The organism is Orbaceae bacterium lpD02 (assembly GCA_036251875.1).
Taxonomy (GTDB): Bacteria; Pseudomonadota; Gammaproteobacteria; order Enterobacterales; family Orbaceae; genus Orbus; species Orbus sturtevantii.
Window position 1 is genome coordinate 152,895 of the sequence record CP133960.1, and the last position, 18,228, is coordinate 171,122.

Below are 18,228 nucleotides of genomic sequence, written 5' to 3' on the forward strand. Positions count from 1 at the left end.
TAGAATAATAAAAAATAAGCTAAATGAAGCGTGAGCGTGTTTGTAATATTGTAAAAATTAATTAATAGAGGAGTTATCCATGGCAGTTAAAAAATTAGTTTTAATCAGACACGGCGAGAGTGAGTGGAATAAAGAAAATCGTTTTTGCGGTTGGACTGATGTTGATCTTTCAGAGAAAGGACATCAAGAAGCGAAAGAAGCGGGTAAATTACTAAAAGCAGAAGGATTTCAGTTTGATTACGCTTATACTTCGGTATTAACTCGTGCAATTCATACGCTATGGCATGTTTTAGATGGTGTCGAACAACCTTGGGTACCTGAAGAAAAAAGCTGGCGTTTAAATGAGCGCCACTATGGTGCTTTGCAAGGTTTAAATAAAGCAGAAACTGCCGCTAAATATGGTGATGAACAAGTCAAATTATGGCGTCGGGGTTTTGCAATTACCCCTCCAGCACTTGAAAAGTCAGATGATCGTTATCCTGGCCATGATAGCCGTTATAAAGGCTTAAATGATAAGGAACTACCATTGACCGAAAGTTTAGCCCTAACGATTGAGCGCGTTCTACCATATTGGCAAACCACTATTGCCCCCCGTATTGCAAAAGGTGAACGCGTTATTATTGCTGCGCATGGTAACTCATTACGCGCTTTAGTTAAGTATCTCGATAATATTAGTGATGATCAAATTATTGATTTAAATATACCGACAGGCGTACCATTGGTATATGAATTTGACGATAAGATGAAAGTCATTAAACACTATTATTTAGGTGATGCAGCAGCTATTGCCGCTAAAGCAGCAGCTGTTGCCAATCAAGGTAAAGCCAAATAATTTTTATTTCCTTTAATCACATAAGGTAGCCTGACTTTTAGTTGGGCTATTTTTTTATAAAAATGTGAATAAGCTCTCATTCTTATGTTTTATATTTGCCGAATTATTGCTCTTTATGCCATATTAGCTGAAACGATTCAGTTTAATTAAAATAGCACACTTTGTGGAGAATAATAGTATGAAAATAAAAATTATTTCGCTAGCGATGATATTAAGTTTTGCCTCAAGTAGCGCGTTTGCTAAAGAGTTTGTGTTAATTGATAGTGAGAATGGAATATCAACGGGTGATTGGTCAATTTCAAATAAAGATATTAATGCCCAAGCAACGCCATTTTCTGTCAAAAATACCGTATTAAAAGGTGGCAAACAAGAGGGTAGTGAAGTTATTACGATTACAAGTGATGGATTGGTAATAAAGCTTAGTCCAACCCGTGGTATGGGGATTTTGTCAGTTGAAGGTGATGGGGTCAGAATGGGCTGGGATTCGCCAGTTAATGAAGTCGTCAATCCCGTCAATATTAACCTAGAAAGCCGCGGTGGCATAGGTTGGCTGGAAGGCTTTAATGAAATGATGGTACGTTGTGGTTTTGAATGGACGGGACATGCGGTTGCTGCCGACGGAATGATGTATACTTTGCATGGTAATGCGGGTAATACGCCAGTATCCAAATTAGTTGTTGATGTTGCCGATACAGCGCCATACACCATTACGGTAAAAGGACTGATTAAAGAAAAAGCCTTTAAGAAAAGCAATTTAGAAACATGGGCTTCATTAAGCTATGTACCAGGTAGCAAATCATTCACTGTTCATGATGTGGTCACTAATCAAGGCGATTATACACGAGATTATCAAATCATCTATCATAGCAATTTTGGTACGCCAATCTTAGAACAAGATGCCCAGTTTGTTGCACCAGTCAAAGAAATTTCACCGTTTAATGATTATGCCAAAGAGGGGCTGGCAACATGGCAAACCTATTTAGGCCCAACTAAAGGCTTTGATGAAATGGTATTTAATATCTATCCTTACGGTGATAATAATGACCAAACTAAAGTCATGGTTGCTAATAAAGCCGGTGATAAAGGCGCTGGCATTGAATTTAATCTTAAACAGCTACCTTATTTATCATTATGGAAAAATACCGATACCTTAAAACAAGGTTATGTCACCGGCTTAGAGCCCGGCACTAGCTTTGCTTATCCCGTTACGATAGAAAGGGAACAACAGCGCGTTCGTCAATTACAACCCGGCGAGAGTGCCGAATTCACATTAACTTATCGTTTACTCGCTGGTAAAGCATCAGTTGATAATTATAAAAATCAAATTAAATCGATTCAAGGTGATAGAGAAACGCATGTTGAAACGCAGCCGATGGCTTATGAATAACGCTTAAAATCTGAATAATGGTGCTTAGAGCATCATTATTCTATTAAATTTTATTTTTAATGATGTACTTTTGGCTTTACTGGCAAAAATATCTATAATACTGGCTGGTTTTATTTTTATAGTAATGAGATGACATGGACAAAGCCGCCATTGGGTCAGTAAAAGCACAACTTCATAGCCGTAATCGACATCGCCTTGGTTATGATTTTTTACAGCTAGCACAAACACTGCCTGAACTTGCTCCGTTTATTTATGAAAATCAATATGGCAATTTGTCGGTGGATTTTTCCAATCCTATTGCGGTTAAAATGCTAAATAAGGCACTATTATTACATTTTTATAAACTAATCTATTGGGATATTCCTGATAGCTATTTATGCCCACCCGTACCTGGCCGCGCAGACTATATTCATTATTTAGCTGATTTATTGGCTGACGAGAATCACGGACTTATTCCACAAAGTAAGCCGATACGAGTACTTGATATTGGTGTTGGAGCGAATGCCATTTATCCGATTGTTGGTCATGGCGAATATGGTTGGTCATTTGTCGGCAGTGATATTAATCCCGCAGCAATCAAAATCGCGACATTAATTGCGCAGAGTAATCCAAAATTAAAAGACGCACTACAATGCCGATTACAACCTGATAATAATGCGATTTTTAACAATATCATTAAAGCAAAAGAGTATTTTGCCCTTACGCTATGTAATCCACCATTTTATGCTTCTGCACAAGAAGCGCAGGCAAGTAATTATAAAAAAGTAACCAATTTAGCTAAGTCAACGTCATCAGCATCATATAGACCAACTATTCGCAACTTTTCAGGTCAAGATAATGAGCTTTGGTGCCAAGGCGGTGAAAGTGAATTTATTAGCAAGATGATCATTGAGAGTAAAGATTATCAGTCACAATGTTTATGGTTTAGTTCACTCGTTGCCAAGAAAGAGACATTAACCATTTTGACCAAGTTATTAAATAAAGTTGGTGTTGCTGACTTTAAAATTATTAATATGGCACAAGGTCAAAAAATAAGTCGTATGATTGCTTGGACCTTTATTGATAAAAGTGAACGACATCAATATTTACGAAATCATAGCATGATTTGAGCCTCAATTTTTGCACCATTACCCATCAGTTATACCTCCAAACCTGCTAGTTTATGCTAATCAACCTTTCATTCCTTTTTTGGAGATAAACTTAGCAGTATGATAAAACCTCAACTAAGAAGATATTCCAATGACATGATAATTAAGTAGCGAATTTAAACGAGAATGTGTAGAGCTTATCCTCAATTATGGTTATACCACATAAAGACGCAGCTAAAACAATGGGGGTAAGCTTATCGTCACTTCAGTGCAGGGTAACGCAATACCAACAAGAAAGACAAGGCATCACATTGAAAAAAACTACTCTTATACCTGAGCAATTGAGAATTCAAGCGTTGGAAAAGCAAGTTAAACAGCTACAAAGTGATAATCAGTTCTTAAAAAAGGCTTCAGCCGTTTTCGCAGTGGAAATGACAAACAACAACAAGTCGTATTGATGTTGAAAGGTAGGTAATGCAATTCATCAGATTTGTCGATGTTTATCCTTGTCATCGAGTACATTTTACTATCGAATGAAACCTAGATCATCTAAACTCGCTAATATTCGACTTGAAATAGCGATGAAAGCAGTTCATCAAGATATGGACGGTATCTATGGTAAACGCTGAATGTTAGTTGAGTTAATTAAAAAAGGGTTTAAGTTAGGGCTGGATAAAGTAAGGCGCGTCATGAAAAAGTTGGGGCTAGTTACCAAAATACCTAAATAGCATGCTTAAAAAGGCACCTAACGTGCCTTTTTTCTTATTAATTAGCCAATCAGAGTAAATTTTTTAATTTATATAATACTTCTAATGCTTGTTTTGGTGTCAATGAATCAGGCTCAATAGCGTGTAACGCCGCTTCGACCTCTGACACTTCGGGTTCAGTGATAAAGTTTAATTGTGAACTATCAACATGGCTATGTGATGAGTTTTTAGATAGCAGCTCCAACTCTTTAAGTTTTTGTTTAGCGCGCTTTAAAATACTATTTGGCACGCCCGCAAGTCCTGCAACGGCAATACCGAAACTTTTACTGGCGGCACCATCGGCAACGGCGTGCATAAAGGCAATGGTATTGTCATGTTCAATCGCATCAAAATGGACATTATAAACGCCGTTAATGCTTTCTGGCAGCTGCGTTAATTCAAAGTAATGAGTTGCAAAAAGCGTCATCGCTTTGGTTTGATTCGCTAATGCTTCAATACATGCCCAAGCTAGCGATAAACCATCGTAAGTGGAAGTGCCACGGCCTATCTCATCCATCAGTACGAGGCTATGTTCAGTCGAGTTATGCATAATATTGGCGGTTTCGGTCATTTCGACCATAAACGTCGAGCGGCCAGAGGCTAAATCATCTGATGCGCCGATCCGGGTGAATATACGGTCAATTGGACCAATTGAGGCATGTGACGCTGGCACAAAACTACCAATGTAAGCGAGTAAGGTAATTAGCGCGGCTTGCCGCATATAGGTACTTTTACCGCCCATATTGGGGCCGGTAATAATTAACATTCGCCGCTGATGTGATAAAGCCAACGAATTGGCGATAAACGGCTCGGATAATACCTTTTCAACCACCGGATGGCGGCCATTTTCAATATGGATCCCTTTTTCCGTAGTCAATTTAGGACAACTATAATTTAATGTCTCAGCCCGCTCTGCTAACGTTGCAAGTACATCAAGTTCGGCTAATGATTCTGCACTTTTTTGCATTTGACCTAATTGTGGCAATAATATTGCAAATAGCTCCTCATACAGGGATTTTTCAAGTGCCAGTGCTTTGCCCTTTGAGGTCAGTACTTTATCTTCATACTCTTTTAATTCGGGAATAATATAGCGCTCAGCATTTTTTAAGGTTTGTCTGCGCGTATAATGAATTGGCGCCAAATGGCTTTGGCCGCGGCTAATTTGAATATAATACCCATGAATAGCATTAAAACCGATTTTTAGCGTATCAATACCTAATGTTTGGCGCTCCCTAATTTCTAGCTGGTCAAGGTAACTGGTCGCGCCAGCCGCTAAAGCACGAAGTTCATCAAGCTCGGCATTATAACCTTCGGCAATCACCCCTCCATCACGGATCAACACTGGCGGCGCCTCGATAATAGCGTGATTAAGTAAATCGGCAATATCATCAAAGGTGTTGATGTATTGGCTAAGCGCAATTAAATAAGAGTTATCAATATGCTTAAGACTTTGTTGTAACACCGGTAAGATATTATAAGCGTCGCGCAATCTAGCAAAATCTCGCGGTCTTGCTGAGTGCAGGGCAAGCCTTGCTAAAATGCGCTCAATATCACCAATTTGTTTTAATAGCGGCTGAATCTCTTGATAATGATTTTGCAGCTCGCTAATTGATGTTTGCCGTTGGTTTAGTACCATTAGGTCGCGAATTGGCGCATGTAGCCAACGCTTTAGCATGCGGCTACCCATCGCGGTTTGGGTTTTGTCCAATATTTTTGCTAACGTATTTTCGGTACTACCCGATAAGTTTTCGGTTATCTCTAAATTACGCCTTGTCGCGGCATCTAAAATAATGAAGTTGTCATGAGACTCTTTGATGATGGAACGAATATGTGGTAACGAGGTTTTTTGGGTATCTTTAACATATTGCAGTAAGCAGCCTGCTGCTTTTAACGCTTTAATTGATTGCTCAACCCCAAAGCCGATTAAATCTTTGGTGCCAAATTGCATATTAAGTTGCTGCCTGGCGGTATTTAAATCAAACTCCCAAAGTGGTCGACGGCGTAAACCGTGGCGATTTTCAATTAGCACCATCGATTTAAAATCTTCAGGATAGAGTATTTCAACCGGGCTTGTGCGCTGTAGCTCTGCTTGCATGGTTTCTTTATTATCGCACTCAAACACATGAAAACGGCCAGAACTAATATCCAGTGTTGCATAACCATAACCGCTCGGCTCTTGCCAAATAGCGGCTAATAAATTGTCTTTGCGATCTTCAAGTAATAACTCATCACTGACCGTACCAGGCGTAACAATGCGCACTACTTTGCGCTCAACCGGGCCTTTACTGATTGCGGGATCGCCAATTTGTTCACAAATCGCCACCGATTCACCGAGTGAAATTAATTTAGCCAAATAACCTTCAACCGCATGATAAGGAACGCCCGCCATTGGGATTGGTTCACCCGCCGAAGCGCCACGCTTAGTGAGGGAAATATCTAACAGTTGCGATGCTTTTTTAGCATCATCATAAAATAGCTCATAAAAATCACCCATTCGATAAAATAATAAAATATCGGGATTTTCAGCTTTCAACTTTAAATACTGCTGCATCATGGGGGTGTGGTTGGTATTTAGATTTTCATTCATAATAGCATTTCAACTTATTTTTTATTTTTGCAATGAGTTAATTGATTTTTAGTTATTATTACTAGGTCGTATAAATTAACAATACAATTATAACTGATTATTATTTTTAAGCAGAGCGCTATTTTTATTACCTATAATGAATAAAAGAGTATATTTTAAACTATTTGTTTATTTCTTCGCTTATCTGTAAACATGCCACAAATAAATTATCTAAATATGCACAGTCTTTATAGAGCGGGATCTTTCAATCAAAAATATTGGCAGCTGTGAGGATGAATTTTTATTCAAATAATTTTGCATAATAAATGATTAATCAAGTATATTTCAAGCTTATTTATTTTGAGAGGATTATTATGAATAAAATTGAATAGAATCTCTTTAGCAAATTAAATTGGATTAATGGCACCAGTGTGACTAGAGTTTTATCCTCTTTAGAAAATAATGAGTTAATTAACAAAAAAATTAATATTAGTGACGCTAGGGAAGGCGTTGTATCGCTTAACAATACAGTTAAAGAAATGCTAAAAAATACTCTGATAACAGTGGGCAGACGATAAAAAATATTTTTTGCTATTAAGCGATGCTGCGCTATTAGGCTTAAATCATTATTAAATAAATTAAAAGGTTAGTGGGGATTAAATCATGTATGCTTTGAAAATGTTAATTGCTTTACAAGAGATATGACTCTATTCGTATTTAGGTTATCATTAAATTTAAAAAATTTATTAAATTTAAGACAATCATTCTCTTGAAGGTGTGTACTTTTCATTATGTTTTCTAATTCATTAATTACATCTTGAAATCTAAAGCAAAGCTTTCTTTCAAAGACATCATGCAAATCATATAAAAATCCCCGCTCTTTGTTATTATATTTAATATAGTCAAATGAAAAACTAATACATGGTTTTCTTAAAAAAAGGAAATCAAAATAACAACTAGAATAGTCTGTAATAAGTAATGATGCTTTTTTTAATAAGACTTCAATGTTTGTGAATTCTCTATTATCAAGATTTATTGCACCTATAGAGGATAATTGATTATAATACGAGTTGTTTTTGTGATGAAAATGTTCTCTTATTCCAATAATGCAATTAAATTTTATTAAAAAATTTGAGAGATTAATAAGTTCATCATTACTAAATTGATAATAGCTATTATTGTCATCTCGCCATGTTGGAGCAAAAAGGATTAATTTTTTATTTATGGTCAACTCATTAATTTTTTTTTCTTCCTCTTTCATACAATCAAAAGTTGAAAATAGAAAGTCAATTCTTGGCAATCCAGTGATATGTACTTTAGATTTAGGAATGCCAAAAGATTTTCCCATAGAGATTGCATCAGACTCAGAACTTGCAATTATATGAAAATTAAAGTCCTCATGTTGTAAGAATGGATTAGAGTTTTGAATAGATGTTCGAAACATATTTTTGATTGGAATACCATGCCAAACATTGACAATTGGCTTTTTTTTCAGATCAATATATTTAAAAAATCGATATATTGAGAGCATTTGATCGCAAATAATGACACTTGATTCGAAAAAATATTTATTAATTGCTGAATTAATAATAATTGAATGCTCTTGGTATTTTATAAATGATATTGAGCTTGTTAATATTACTATTTTTATGTTTTCTTTTTTAGCTTGTTCAAAAACAGCTTTTATGTTGCCTGTAAAATCATCTCCATATGGAACAAAACACCAAGTATTTTGTTCTTGTTTTATCATATTTTGTTTTAGTGTATTTATTTTTTTCCGAATTAATTTAAATGGATTCATAATATTTTTTTGATTAAAGATGTAGAGATTTTAGGTGTTCTTGGTACATAAACTATATCACAATATTTTTTGAGATAATCAAATTTCATACTCCAGTCAGATCCCATAAATAAAATATCTATGTTATGGTTTTTTATATCTCCTATTTTTTGTTCCCAAGAATTTTCAGTGATAATTAAATCAATAAAGTTGAATGACTCTAATACTTCTTTTCTTTTGTCAAAACTCAACAATGATTGTTTATTTTTTTTTGTGTTAAACTCATCACTAGATAAGCCAACAATTAATGAGTCTCCTAAATCAGCGGCTCTTTTTAATAACATAAAATGACCATAATGAAAGTAGTCAAACGTGCCATAAGTAATGACTTTTTTCATACTATATACTTCTTATTTACATAAATTATATTCTTGTTCACATCATACCAATATTTAATGGAAATACAAAATACTCATTAAAATAGTTCATAAAATTTAGGCTACTATATAAAATAGCCTATAGGATTTTAATAGTATGGTCGCTGGAATAAGTTTTCTTTTAATCACCACATTAACTATTTTTTGAAGGTATGCCAGTAATAAAGTAAAAATTACTATTAGCCATATCAATATGTTAAATATGTGTCACAGCTTTTAAATTGCTATCATTAAATTTAGCGCTTAATCACCCTCCCTCCAGAAATACACCTAAAATTCACTATCAGACGGTTTTTTACTTTGCGGTATTAAAAATTCTTATAAGCCTTGCTTAATAGTATTTTTTAGTGAGCTTTCAGTTTTATAAACAAGCAAACTTTAAATTTTATTATTTTTAACGTTTAAATTGCTTATTTATAAGCGTACAATCAATTGTCGATAATAAATGTTTAAGGTGGGTTAAATGATTAATTTATTTGCAATGTCAGACAAAAAATATCGCCACGTATGTGGGATGTTTTACATTGGTATTATTGCCGGTATATTTTCAGCATTAGTTAAATCAGGTTTTGAAACACTTATTCCACCAAGGACTGTCGAAACTATGCCGCCTCCAATGGTTTTATTAGAAAAACTCGGCTTTGATGTGTCGACAATGAATTATGAGTGGCTAGGCATTGCTATAAATTGGGGTGGCAACGGTGTACATATTTTATTTTCAATAGTTATGGCGATAATATACTGCATCTCATCTGAATATTTTCCTAAAGCAAAAATGCTACACGGTGTTGTTTTTGGGGTAGGTGTTTCGGTATTTGCTCATGGTTTAGTGGTGCCGTTACTTGGTTTATCGGGTTGGTTATGGTTAGCAGGCCCTCAAGCGTTAATATCAGAATTTGTCGGCACCGCATTTTGGATTTGGTCTATTGAAGCGATTAGACTTGATTTAAGGTATCGATTTTTTAAACACAGTTAAGCTGTAATGCAGCGTGTCATATGTTATGACACGCTGGTCAAGTCACTAATAAAATAAGCTTAATGTAAAAATTAAGCTTCAGGTTGTTGACAAACCTCGATATTATTTGGGGTTTATTTTTTTATTTTAGCCATAAATACGATTTTTAATTAAAATTTTATTAAATCCATTCAAAAGTGACCTAAAATAGAGCAATAAAAATAGCTTTAGCGCTATTTTCTTTATATTTTGTGCTGTTGCGGCTAACAAACACTGCATTTGAACCTTAGCAAGCCCTCTAAATCTCGCATAACGATGTCCATGATGTTGTTTGGCGTCAGCAAAACTTCGCTCGACGGTCTCTTTTCGTCTCGCATAAACTTTTTTACCCCATTTACTTAGACGAATATTATTCGCTTTTTCTTTATCGGCTTCCCAGATATGGCGAGTAATGATTTTCAGACTATTTTTACTTTGTGTACACTGTGATAATAACGGACACTGCTTGCAAACACATGCTTTAGAATGATAATGACGGTAACCTTCTCGACTTGTCGTTTTATAAATCAGTGATTGCCCATTGGGGCAGATATAGGTATCGCGTTGACTATCATAAATAAACTGCCGTTTTCGTATGGCATTCGCACCATGATTCGGCCTGCGATAACCGATTACGGGATATATCTGCTCAGCTAACAATAAATGGCAAATAGGGGCGGTAAAATACCCCGCATCAAGACCCACACCAACAGGCGCAAAGTTAAACCGAGTGACCTGCCGTTTGAGCCGAGCAAGATAAGGTTGAGAATCATGAACATTTCCCGCCGTAACATGCGTATCGGTAATTAGATTATGTTTACCATCAACCGTTCGGTGGTCAAGATAAAAGAACCCTTTAGGTTTGCCTTCCCGATGCATAAAACCGCTTTCTCGGTCGGTGGTGCTGATTTTAACGGCTTTATACCGTGTTTCCGTCCTTGGCGCTAAGGCTTTTTTCCATGTGTAGCCCGCTCTTCCTCAATCGCGTTATTTAACTCATTAATATATTGGCTCGGCTCTATAATACGCTTTTCATTACATGCTTTTCCCTTATTGGCACTGGCTTTAAGATGCGTGCTATCCGAATATAAGATACGGCCGCTAATTAAGCCTTTCGCGATAGCTTGCTCGACAATATTATCAAAAATCTGTTGATAAATGTCACTATCATTAAATCGACGTCGACGATTTTGGCTTAGGGTTGACGCGTCAATCACTTTTTCGGTTAATCCCATCCCCAAAAACCAACGATAAGCTAAGTTAACCTGTATTTCTTGCACCAATCGCCGCTCACTGGGAATGCCGAAAAGATAACCTAATAACATAATTTTGAATAATCTGACGGGATCTTCTGCCGGGCGTCCATTATCCTTACAATAAAGGGATGCCACTGCATCACGAATAAATTCGAAATCAATAATCTTAGCAATTTTACGGACAAGGTGGTTTTGAGGAACAAGGGCTTCGAGCGATATTTGTTCTATTTTTTCAGGGGTTGCTGGTGTCGGTTTTCTAAGCATCGGGACATACCTTTGATAGTTACACACCACACTATTAGATCAAAGAACTCGCTAAAAATGAAGTGACCCCATAAAGTTGGACACTTTGGTTAAGTAGCTCGTAAGGTCTGGTTTCGGTATTCTACCGGAGTCAGGCCGTTTAATTTAACTTTAATCCGTTTCGTGTTGTAGTATTCTATATATTCTTCTATTTTTTCAATCAATTCATCGGCATCTTTAAAATGTTGCCCATGATACATTTCTGATTTTAATAGTCCAAAAAAGTTTTCAGCAACAGCATTATCTAAGCAATTTCCTTTTCTCGACATACTTTGCTTTATACCATTATCAGCGAGTTGCTTCTGATAAATGGGATTTCTATATTGCCAGCCTTGGTCACTATGTAGTAAGAGCCTTTGTTTGTTTTTTAATCGTGACAGTCCTTTTTTAAGCATATCGGTGACTAAAGTCAACCGTGCATTTTTAGCTATACTATAAGCAATCACTTCTTGGTTGTATAAATCAATAATGGGCGATAGATAAATTTTCTGTTCACTTACTTTAAATTCTGTGACATCGGTTACCCATTTTTTATTCGGTTTTGAAACGTTAAATTTTCTTTTAAGATGATTGGGGGCTGCTTTACCTATCTCACCACGATAAGAGCGATACTTTTTGACCCTTACTGTCGATTTAAGATTAAGCTCTCCCATTAATCGCTGTACTGTTTTATGATTGAGCTGACTCCCTTCATTCATTAAAGCTAAATGAACACGGCGATAACCATAACGTCCTTTATGTTCATGGTAAATCGCTTCAATACGCTTTAATTCCTTCTCATAAGGAGATGGCTCTTTCAACCTGTTAACATGATAATAAAATACACTTTTTGCCAGCTGTGTTACTGACAGCAAATACTTTAAAGGATGTTGAGATTTAAGTGCTAAAACAACTAACGTTTTTTCTTTGTTTGTTGACGTTTTGTTTGTCTTAGCTCCTCCAACTTTTTTAGAACAGCGTTTTCCGCTTGTAAATAAGTTATCTCTTCTTTTAATTCTTCAACTGTTTTTTCATCATTACAATGAGTCGATGCAATACGTGATGGCTTCATGGATAGTCTTCCTCTAGATTGATGTGCAAGCCCGACGAATCCTTTTCACGGTATCTATTAAGCCAAGCTGACAAAATCCCTGGCGAGACTAAATTAAGCATGGCACTCGTGTACCCGAGAGACCAGTCATTTGCCCACATTAACTCCAGCGCTTGTAATCTTGCTTGCGCATCACGTAAATGCGATGTTGGTTGAAAAGAGTCATTACTATGAATCGCGACCACTTGCCCCCAATACCTTATTTGGCTAGAACATATAGAATATTTTTTCGAAAGTATTTCCGATGATACTCCTGATAAGAATTCATTAGCAATGCTAATTTTTAAATTTCGACTGTATTTTGACATAAAAAGACCCCCAGTAATTGGTTGTCCAACTATTGGGGGTCACTTCAAGTTGGCGAGTTTTTTATTATCGATATATTATTAAATATCTTGTAACACTTTTTCAACACTAGCTTTAGCGTCACCAAATAGCATATAACTATTTTCTTTGAAGAAAAGCGGGTTTTGTACGCCAGCATAACCTGTATTCATCGAACGTTTAGAAATAATCACGGTTTTTGCTTTCCATACTTCAAGGACCGGCATTCCCGCAATTGGACTATTAGGGTCTTCTTCGGCAGCAGGATTTACGGTATCGTTAGCGCCTATAACCCAAACAACATCGGTATCTGGGAAGTCTTCATTGATTTCATCCATTTCAAGTACAATATCATAAGGGACTTTAGCTTCAGCCAGTAATACGTTCATATGGCCAGGTAAACGCCCTGCGACAGGATGAATACCAAAACGAACCTCGATCCCCATGTCACGTAATTTTTCCGTAATATTACTAACAGCGCCTTGCGCTTGTGCGACCGCCATACCATAACCGGGTACGATAATAACAGAACGAGCCTCTTTGAGTACTTGAGCAACTTCAGGTGGTTGCATTTCTCGATACTCGCCCATTTCTTCATCACTGCTACTCGTGGTCGCGCCCTCATTACCAAATCCGCCAGCAATAACACTGATAAATGATCGGTTCATAGCTTTACACATGATATAAGAAAGAATCGCACCAGATGACCCTACTAATGCGCCCGTTACAATAAGTAAATCGTTACTTAGCATAAAACCAGCAGCCGCAGCAGCCCAACCTGAGTATGAGTTTAGCATTGATATAACAACTGGCATATCAGCACCACCAATTGAAGCAACTAAATGTATACCAAAAGCAAAGGCAATAAATGTCATAATGGCTAAACATATAAATGCAATAAACCCTGACTCAAGGTGTACAAAGGCAATCATTAAAATGATGGATACAATTATTGCGGCTAGGTTTAAATAGTGTTTACTCGGTAATGTTAATGCTTTTGAACTGATACGACCGTTTAGTTTACCAAATGCGACAATTGAGCCAGCAAATGTTACGGCACCGATAAAGACACCAATGAAAATTTCGACTAAATGAACAGTTAGATCACTACCGCTAAATAACTCAATATGTGGATCTAAAAAGCTATTAAAGCCAACTAATACCGCCGCCATACCAACAAAGCTATGTAGTAGCGCGACTAACTCAGGCATCTGCGTCATTTCTACTTTTTTAGCTAGATATAGACCAATTAATGCACCAAGAACCATGGCTGCAATGATCCAATGGAACCCATTGGTAATGCTAGATACTGTTGCAATAAGGGCAATTGCCATCCCAATAATACCGTAAATATTACCTGATTTGGCTGACTCTTGCTTAGATAAACCTTGTAAGCTGAAAATAAATAATAACGCTGCGATAACGTAAGCGGCTTGAATAATTCCTTGACTCAGCATGTTTATTCTCCTTTTCCTTTCTTGCCTTTGTTATCATTACCGCCACGCTGGAACATTTTAAGCATGCGATGAGTGACAAAGAATCCACCAAAAATATTGATACTAGCGATTAATATTGCAATAAAAGCAATCGCCGTAATTAAATTTTCGCCGGTACCAACTTGCAGTATTGCACCAACTAAAATAATTCCCGATATTGCATTAGTTACCGACATTAGCGGAGTATGCAGTGAGTGGCTTACATTCCAAACGACGTAATAGCCAACTACGCATGATAATGCAAATACAGTGAAATGTGATAAGAAGCTATCTGGAACAACAGACGCGAGCCAGAAAAATGCAATTAAAACTAATGCTAAAATGCTGTATTTTTTACTTGCAGGCATTGGTTTTGGTTCTGGTTTTGCAACCATTTTTGCTACCGGTTTTTGTTGTTGTGCCGATACTTTAATTGCAGGTGCTGGCCATGTAATTTCTTGGTCTTTTACTACCGTAACGCCACGAATAACGACATCTTCAAAGTTAACGTCAATTTGGCCATTTTTTTCTTTAGCAAGCAGTTTAAGCAAATTAACAATATTGGTACCATAAAGTTGTGATGCTTGTGCTGGCATACGATTAGCTAAATCAGTATAACCAATGATTTTGACTTTATTGTCGGTCTCGTAGACTTCACCTGGGCGAGTTAACTCGCAGTTACCACCAGTAAGCGCTGCTAAGTCGACAATTACGCTACCTGGTTTCATCGATTCAACCATCTCTTTAGAGATTAGTTTTGGTGCAGGCTTGCCTGGAATTAGCGCGGTAGTGATGATAATATCAACATCTTTAGCTTGAGCGGCAAATAATGCCATCTCTGCTTCAATAAATGCGGCTGACATTTGTTTTGCATAGCCATCTCCAGAACCCGCCTCTTCTTCAAAATCGAGTTCTAAAAATTCGGCCCCCATACTATGAATTTGTTCTGCTACTTCTGGGCGAGTATCGAAAGCTCGTACAATTGCACCTAAGCTGACAGCCGCTCCGATTGCTGCAAGTCCTGCTACACCAGCGCCAATAACCATAATTTTGGCTGGCGGGACTTTACCCGCGGCCGTTACTTGGCCAGTAAAGAAACGACCAAACTGGTTAGCCGCTTCAATCACTGATCGATAGCCTGAAATATTGGACATTGAACTTAATGCATCAAGCGACTGTGCTCTTGAAATTCGAGGTACACAATCCATCGCCATCACTGTTACATTCTTAGCGGCTAGTTTACCAAGGAGTTCTTGATGCTGCGCCGGGTAAATATAACTGATTAAATTAGCTCCGGATTTAATTAATTCAACTTCCTCATCAGTTGGAGCATGCAATTTTAAAATTAAATCATTTTGCCAAATATCATGGGTATTTTGAATTGATGCACCCGCATCAATAAAAGCCTCATTTGAAAAGTTTGCAGTTTGACCCGCCCCATCTTCCACCGAAACACTGAAACCAAGCTTTAGTAACTGTGCCACTGTTTGTGGTGTCGCAGCTAACCGGCCTTCGTTCGGTAACCGTTCTTTTGGGATACCTATATGCATTGTTATAAGTCCTTATGTGTTAGTAATCAAGATAATCGTTACTATTGTTTTAGTTGTGTAAATATTGCTATTAAATTTACCATGTAAGATAACTAAAAGCTATGTGCCAATATTATATAACTATTATGTGATAATTTAATTAATAAATGATAGTTATAAAAAACAATTATTTTAGCTAATTTAGCATAAATTTTGCTATATCATTTAACACTATTTTTTTATTATTAATAGATAATTTTTATGTATTATTTGGTATCAGTAACGATTCGATAAATCTATGTGAGTTAACAATATAAATCGACTATACTTAACAAGTAATTAAGCTAGTAAATAAAAGCCTATTGGAGTTAATATGGAAAACGTTGAATTAGAAAAAATTATTAATAATTTTCTACAAACACATTTATATAGAGATTTTTCCCCGAATGGGTTACAAGTTGAAGGCAAAAAAGAGATCAAAAAAATTGTAACAGGGGTCACAGCTTGCCAGCTGCTACTTGATGAGGCAGTTAAACTAAATGCAGATGCGATTTTGGTTCATCATGGTTATTTTTGGAAAAACGAACCTGTGACGATAACAGGCATTAAAGCGAAGCGTATTCGTACACTACTCGCTAATAATATAAATCTTTTTGCTTACCATCTGCCATTAGATGGACATGATGTATTAGGTAACAATGCATTATTAGCCGAAAATTTAGGTATTGTGGTCGATAAGCGAAATGATCTGACCGACTTGTTATTCCAAGGCGCTTTAATTGAGCCGATTAGCGCAATTCAATTTAAAGAAAATATTGAACAAAATCTTGGGCATAGTGTGCTATTTTGTAATGAAAATGCACCAAATATTATTAAACGAGTTGCTTGGTGCAGTGGAGGGGGACAAGATTATCTAGAAGAGGCTGCTTTACAAGGCGTTGATGCTTTTTTTACTGGGGAGGTCTCCGAACGAACTATCCATATTGCCCGAGAATATGGCATAAATTTTTATGCCGCCGGGCATCATGCCACAGAGCGTTATGGCATTAAAGCATTAGGGCTATGGTTAGCGAAGCATTATGATTTTGAAGTTTGCTTTATTGATATCGATAATCCAGCCTAGCTTAGTTAAATTTATGCTGCAATTATCATGCATAGTAAAACAACGAGAAACGATTAATCTAATTACTCATTAACTGGGAGTGCACAAACAACAGTGATAACTAGCCTCTGTTTTTCATCGCCTGTTGTCGCTTCCCAACGTTTAGGGAAATTATCCGTATCATATAACTTTCCAGTACCAAAAGGATTTTGATAAATTTTAGTTGAATTTTCCACATACTCTTTTTTATCACAATTAACAAACTCTTGGATAACTTTTGATTGATATGACAAGGGTACATCATTAATTTTTTGTGATAAGGCTGGAACATAATTAATTACGCGACTATAAGTTCGGATTAATTTGTTATAGGGATGGATTTTTACCGATGCTCTATCGATAAAAACATATCCTGTTGAGTGATCGGCGCTAATTTTTGTAATTGGCAAATATTGTGATGAAACAACGTTATCGCTAGCTATTTTTTGCTTTGTCATAGAGGGTTCATTAGCCAATGCTGAAAATGTAACGCTTGCTAAAGTGAGTCCTATAATAAATTTTAAAACAGAATTTGCTTGTTTCATTTTAAATATGTCCACTAGATTGGCTCTCATTAGCTATTGACGGTTCATCCTCTGCTGTACTGTTATGTTTTTGCTCAGCATCGAGTTCTTGATCAATATATTTCATATCTGGGTGAAGAGAATAAAGTAAATTTTTATCCATATCACCTTGTATTGAACAGACTAAATGAACTTGCTTTTCATTAATTGGTTCTAAATAAAGTGATTTTTCGATGGTATTCAAACGAGGGGCTACGCCGTCAATGATATAAGGATTAGATTGCCAGCCGATATTTTTTGCTAAATTATCAAATATTTTAGAATTAGCAGCATAACTTGCAACGTTATATGGTTGCCATACCAGTTGTTTGAGTGATTGTCTTACATCATCAACCGAATCATCTATAATAAAGCCCCAATAATAATATTGACCTAAAAATGGTGTTTTGATGGCAATGTTTTGGTAACCGCTGATGGTTAAACCTCGGTATATGATTGGTTTTATAAAATAGTGAGTATTACCTTCATTTTCAACAACACTATTAACAGGAATGTAGGCAATATCATCTTTAATTGCTAGATCGGTAATTTCTTTAAAATCATTAGCATTAGTCTTTAATTGATAAAAAAAGCTGCTATCACAGTTAGTAAACGCATCAATAACGCTTTGCATATTGCTATTATCAGCAAAAACCGAGTGTGATATTGATACCGAAAAAATTAGCAGAGACGCTTTTTTTATCATGACACTACCTT

Annotated in this window: 14 protein-coding genes and 2 pseudogenes; 5 read left to right on the forward strand and 11 right to left on the reverse strand. The window is 36.3% G+C overall.

All coding sequences use genetic code 11. The features are described 5' to 3' along the window. Nucleotides 1-79 precede the first annotated feature (79 nt). From gpmA to rlmF, 3 genes and pseudogenes are all read left to right on the forward strand, one after another. Nucleotides 80-769 (forward strand): annotated as a pseudogene (gpmA, locus tag RHO12_00670) (2,3-diphosphoglycerate-dependent phosphoglycerate mutase). A gap of 241 nt (nucleotides 770-1,010) precedes the next feature. Beyond that, on the forward strand, nucleotides 1,011-2,219 hold the full coding sequence (locus RHO12_00675) for an aldose 1-epimerase family protein (protein WVD66301.1): 1,209 nt from the start codon (nucleotides 1,011-1,013) through the stop codon (nucleotides 2,217-2,219). Between the two features lie 134 nt (nucleotides 2,220-2,353). Next, nucleotides 2,354-3,328 (forward strand): 23S rRNA (adenine(1618)-N(6))-methyltransferase RlmF, encoded by a 975-nt coding sequence (gene rlmF / locus RHO12_00680; GenBank protein ID WVD66302.1) that lies wholly within the window; start codon nucleotides 2,354-2,356, stop codon nucleotides 3,326-3,328. A gap of 756 nt (nucleotides 3,329-4,084) precedes the next feature. On the opposite strand, the gene mutS is transcribed toward rlmF, so the two are convergent. The 3 genes from mutS to RHO12_00695 all read right to left on the reverse strand — a co-directional run bounded on the left by mutS (nucleotide 4,085) and on the right by RHO12_00695 (nucleotide 8,797). Next, nucleotides 4,085-6,640 carry a DNA mismatch repair protein MutS gene (gene mutS / locus RHO12_00685; protein WVD66303.1) on the reverse strand — a complete coding sequence of 852 codons (2,556 nt, stop codon included), beginning with the start codon at nucleotides 6,638-6,640 and terminating at the stop codon, nucleotides 4,085-4,087. A gap of 640 nt (nucleotides 6,641-7,280) precedes the next feature. After that, nucleotides 7,281-8,420 (reverse strand): CDP-glycerol glycerophosphotransferase family protein, encoded by a 1,140-nt coding sequence (locus RHO12_00690; GenBank protein ID WVD66304.1) that lies wholly within the window; start codon nucleotides 8,418-8,420, stop codon nucleotides 7,281-7,283. Next, nucleotides 8,417-8,797 carry an adenylyltransferase/cytidyltransferase family protein gene (locus RHO12_00695; GenBank protein WVD66305.1) on the reverse strand — a complete coding sequence of 127 codons (381 nt, stop codon included), beginning with the start codon at nucleotides 8,795-8,797 and terminating at the stop codon, nucleotides 8,417-8,419. The genes RHO12_00690 and RHO12_00695 overlap by 4 nt, the downstream gene beginning before the upstream one ends. A gap of 502 nt (nucleotides 8,798-9,299) precedes the next feature. Between RHO12_00695 and RHO12_00700 the strand changes: the two genes are divergently transcribed. Beyond that, nucleotides 9,300-9,812 carry a DUF1440 domain-containing protein gene (locus RHO12_00700; GenBank protein ID WVD66306.1) on the forward strand — a complete coding sequence of 171 codons (513 nt, stop codon included), beginning with the start codon at nucleotides 9,300-9,302 and terminating at the stop codon, nucleotides 9,810-9,812. Between the two features lie 126 nt (nucleotides 9,813-9,938). Here the strand turns inward: RHO12_00700 and RHO12_00705 are convergent. The 6 genes and pseudogenes from RHO12_00705 to pntA all read right to left on the reverse strand — a co-directional run bounded on the left by RHO12_00705 (nucleotide 9,939) and on the right by pntA (nucleotide 15,828). Continuing rightward, nucleotides 9,939-11,350, reverse strand: a protein-coding gene (locus tag RHO12_00705; protein ID WVD66307.1) for an IS1182 family transposase whose coding sequence is annotated in 2 segments (ribosomal slippage) — nucleotides 9,939-10,777 and nucleotides 10,777-11,350 — 1,413 coding nt in all. Because the reading frame shifts where the segments join, the coding sequence is not laid out codon by codon here. Between the two features lie 89 nt (nucleotides 11,351-11,439). Beyond that, a pseudogene (locus tag RHO12_00710) lies at nucleotides 11,440-12,255 on the reverse strand (IS3 family transposase). 26 nt (nucleotides 12,256-12,281) lie between these two features. Then, entirely contained in the window at nucleotides 12,282-12,440 is a 159-nt protein-coding gene (locus tag RHO12_00715) for a hypothetical protein (protein WVD66308.1), read from the reverse strand. After that, nucleotides 12,437-12,787, reverse strand: a complete 351-nt coding sequence (locus RHO12_00720; protein ID WVD66309.1) for a transposase — start codon at nucleotides 12,785-12,787, stop codon at nucleotides 12,437-12,439. The genes RHO12_00715 and RHO12_00720 overlap by 4 nt, the downstream gene beginning before the upstream one ends. Nucleotides 12,788-12,865: 78 nt before the next feature. Continuing rightward, a complete protein-coding gene (gene pntB / locus RHO12_00725; GenBank protein WVD66310.1) occupies nucleotides 12,866-14,260 on the reverse strand; it encodes a Re/Si-specific NAD(P)(+) transhydrogenase subunit beta in 1,395 nt (464 codons plus the stop codon). Between the two features lie 2 nt (nucleotides 14,261-14,262). Then, nucleotides 14,263-15,828 (reverse strand): Re/Si-specific NAD(P)(+) transhydrogenase subunit alpha, encoded by a 1,566-nt coding sequence (pntA, locus tag RHO12_00730; protein WVD66311.1) that lies wholly within the window; start codon nucleotides 15,826-15,828, stop codon nucleotides 14,263-14,265. 352 nt (nucleotides 15,829-16,180) lie between these two features. Between pntA and RHO12_00735 the strand changes: the two genes are divergently transcribed. Then, nucleotides 16,181-16,930 carry a Nif3-like dinuclear metal center hexameric protein gene (locus RHO12_00735; protein WVD66312.1) on the forward strand — a complete coding sequence of 250 codons (750 nt, stop codon included), beginning with the start codon at nucleotides 16,181-16,183 and terminating at the stop codon, nucleotides 16,928-16,930. A gap of 62 nt (nucleotides 16,931-16,992) precedes the next feature. Here RHO12_00735 and RHO12_00740 read toward each other — a convergent pair whose 3' ends face one another. Next, the gene (locus RHO12_00740) at nucleotides 16,993-17,493 is read right to left on the reverse strand and encodes a surface-adhesin E family protein (GenBank protein WVD66313.1); all 501 of its coding nucleotides are present in this window, start codon (nucleotides 17,491-17,493) and stop codon (nucleotides 16,993-16,995) included. Between the two features lies 1 nt (nucleotide 17,494). Further along, nucleotides 17,495-18,217, reverse strand: a complete 723-nt coding sequence (locus RHO12_00745) for a hypothetical protein (GenBank protein ID WVD66314.1) — start codon at nucleotides 18,215-18,217, stop codon at nucleotides 17,495-17,497. Nucleotides 18,218-18,228: the final 11 nt, after the last annotated feature.

Bases quoted from the DNA above. Each gene is read 5' to 3' on its own strand.
- RHO12_00675 (WVD66301.1), top strand. From the start codon at position 1,011: ATGAAAATAAAAATTATTTCGCTAGCGATGATATTAAGTTTTGCCTCA.
- rlmF (WVD66302.1), top strand. From the start codon at position 2,354: ATGGACAAAGCCGCCATTGGGTCAGTAAAAGCACAACTTCATAGCCGT.
- mutS (WVD66303.1), bottom strand. From the start codon at position 6,640: ATGAATGAAAATCTAAATACCAACCACACCCCCATGATGCAGCAGTAT.
- RHO12_00690 (WVD66304.1), bottom strand. From the start codon at position 8,420: ATGAATCCATTTAAATTAATTCGGAAAAAAATAAATACACTAAAACAA.
- RHO12_00695 (WVD66305.1), bottom strand. From the start codon at position 8,797: ATGAAAAAAGTCATTACTTATGGCACGTTTGACTACTTTCATTATGGT.
- RHO12_00700 (WVD66306.1), top strand. From the start codon at position 9,300: ATGATTAATTTATTTGCAATGTCAGACAAAAAATATCGCCACGTATGT.
- RHO12_00715 (WVD66308.1), bottom strand. From the start codon at position 12,440: ATGAAGCCATCACGTATTGCATCGACTCATTGTAATGATGAAAAAACA.
- RHO12_00720 (WVD66309.1), bottom strand. From the start codon at position 12,787: ATGTCAAAATACAGTCGAAATTTAAAAATTAGCATTGCTAATGAATTC.
- pntB (WVD66310.1), bottom strand. From the start codon at position 14,260: ATGCTGAGTCAAGGAATTATTCAAGCCGCTTACGTTATCGCAGCGTTA.
- pntA (WVD66311.1), bottom strand. From the start codon at position 15,828: ATGCATATAGGTATCCCAAAAGAACGGTTACCGAACGAAGGCCGGTTA.
- RHO12_00735 (WVD66312.1), top strand. From the start codon at position 16,181: ATGGAAAACGTTGAATTAGAAAAAATTATTAATAATTTTCTACAAACA.
- RHO12_00740 (WVD66313.1), bottom strand. From the start codon at position 17,493: ATGAAACAAGCAAATTCTGTTTTAAAATTTATTATAGGACTCACTTTA.
- RHO12_00745 (WVD66314.1), bottom strand. From the start codon at position 18,217: ATGATAAAAAAAGCGTCTCTGCTAATTTTTTCGGTATCAATATCACAC.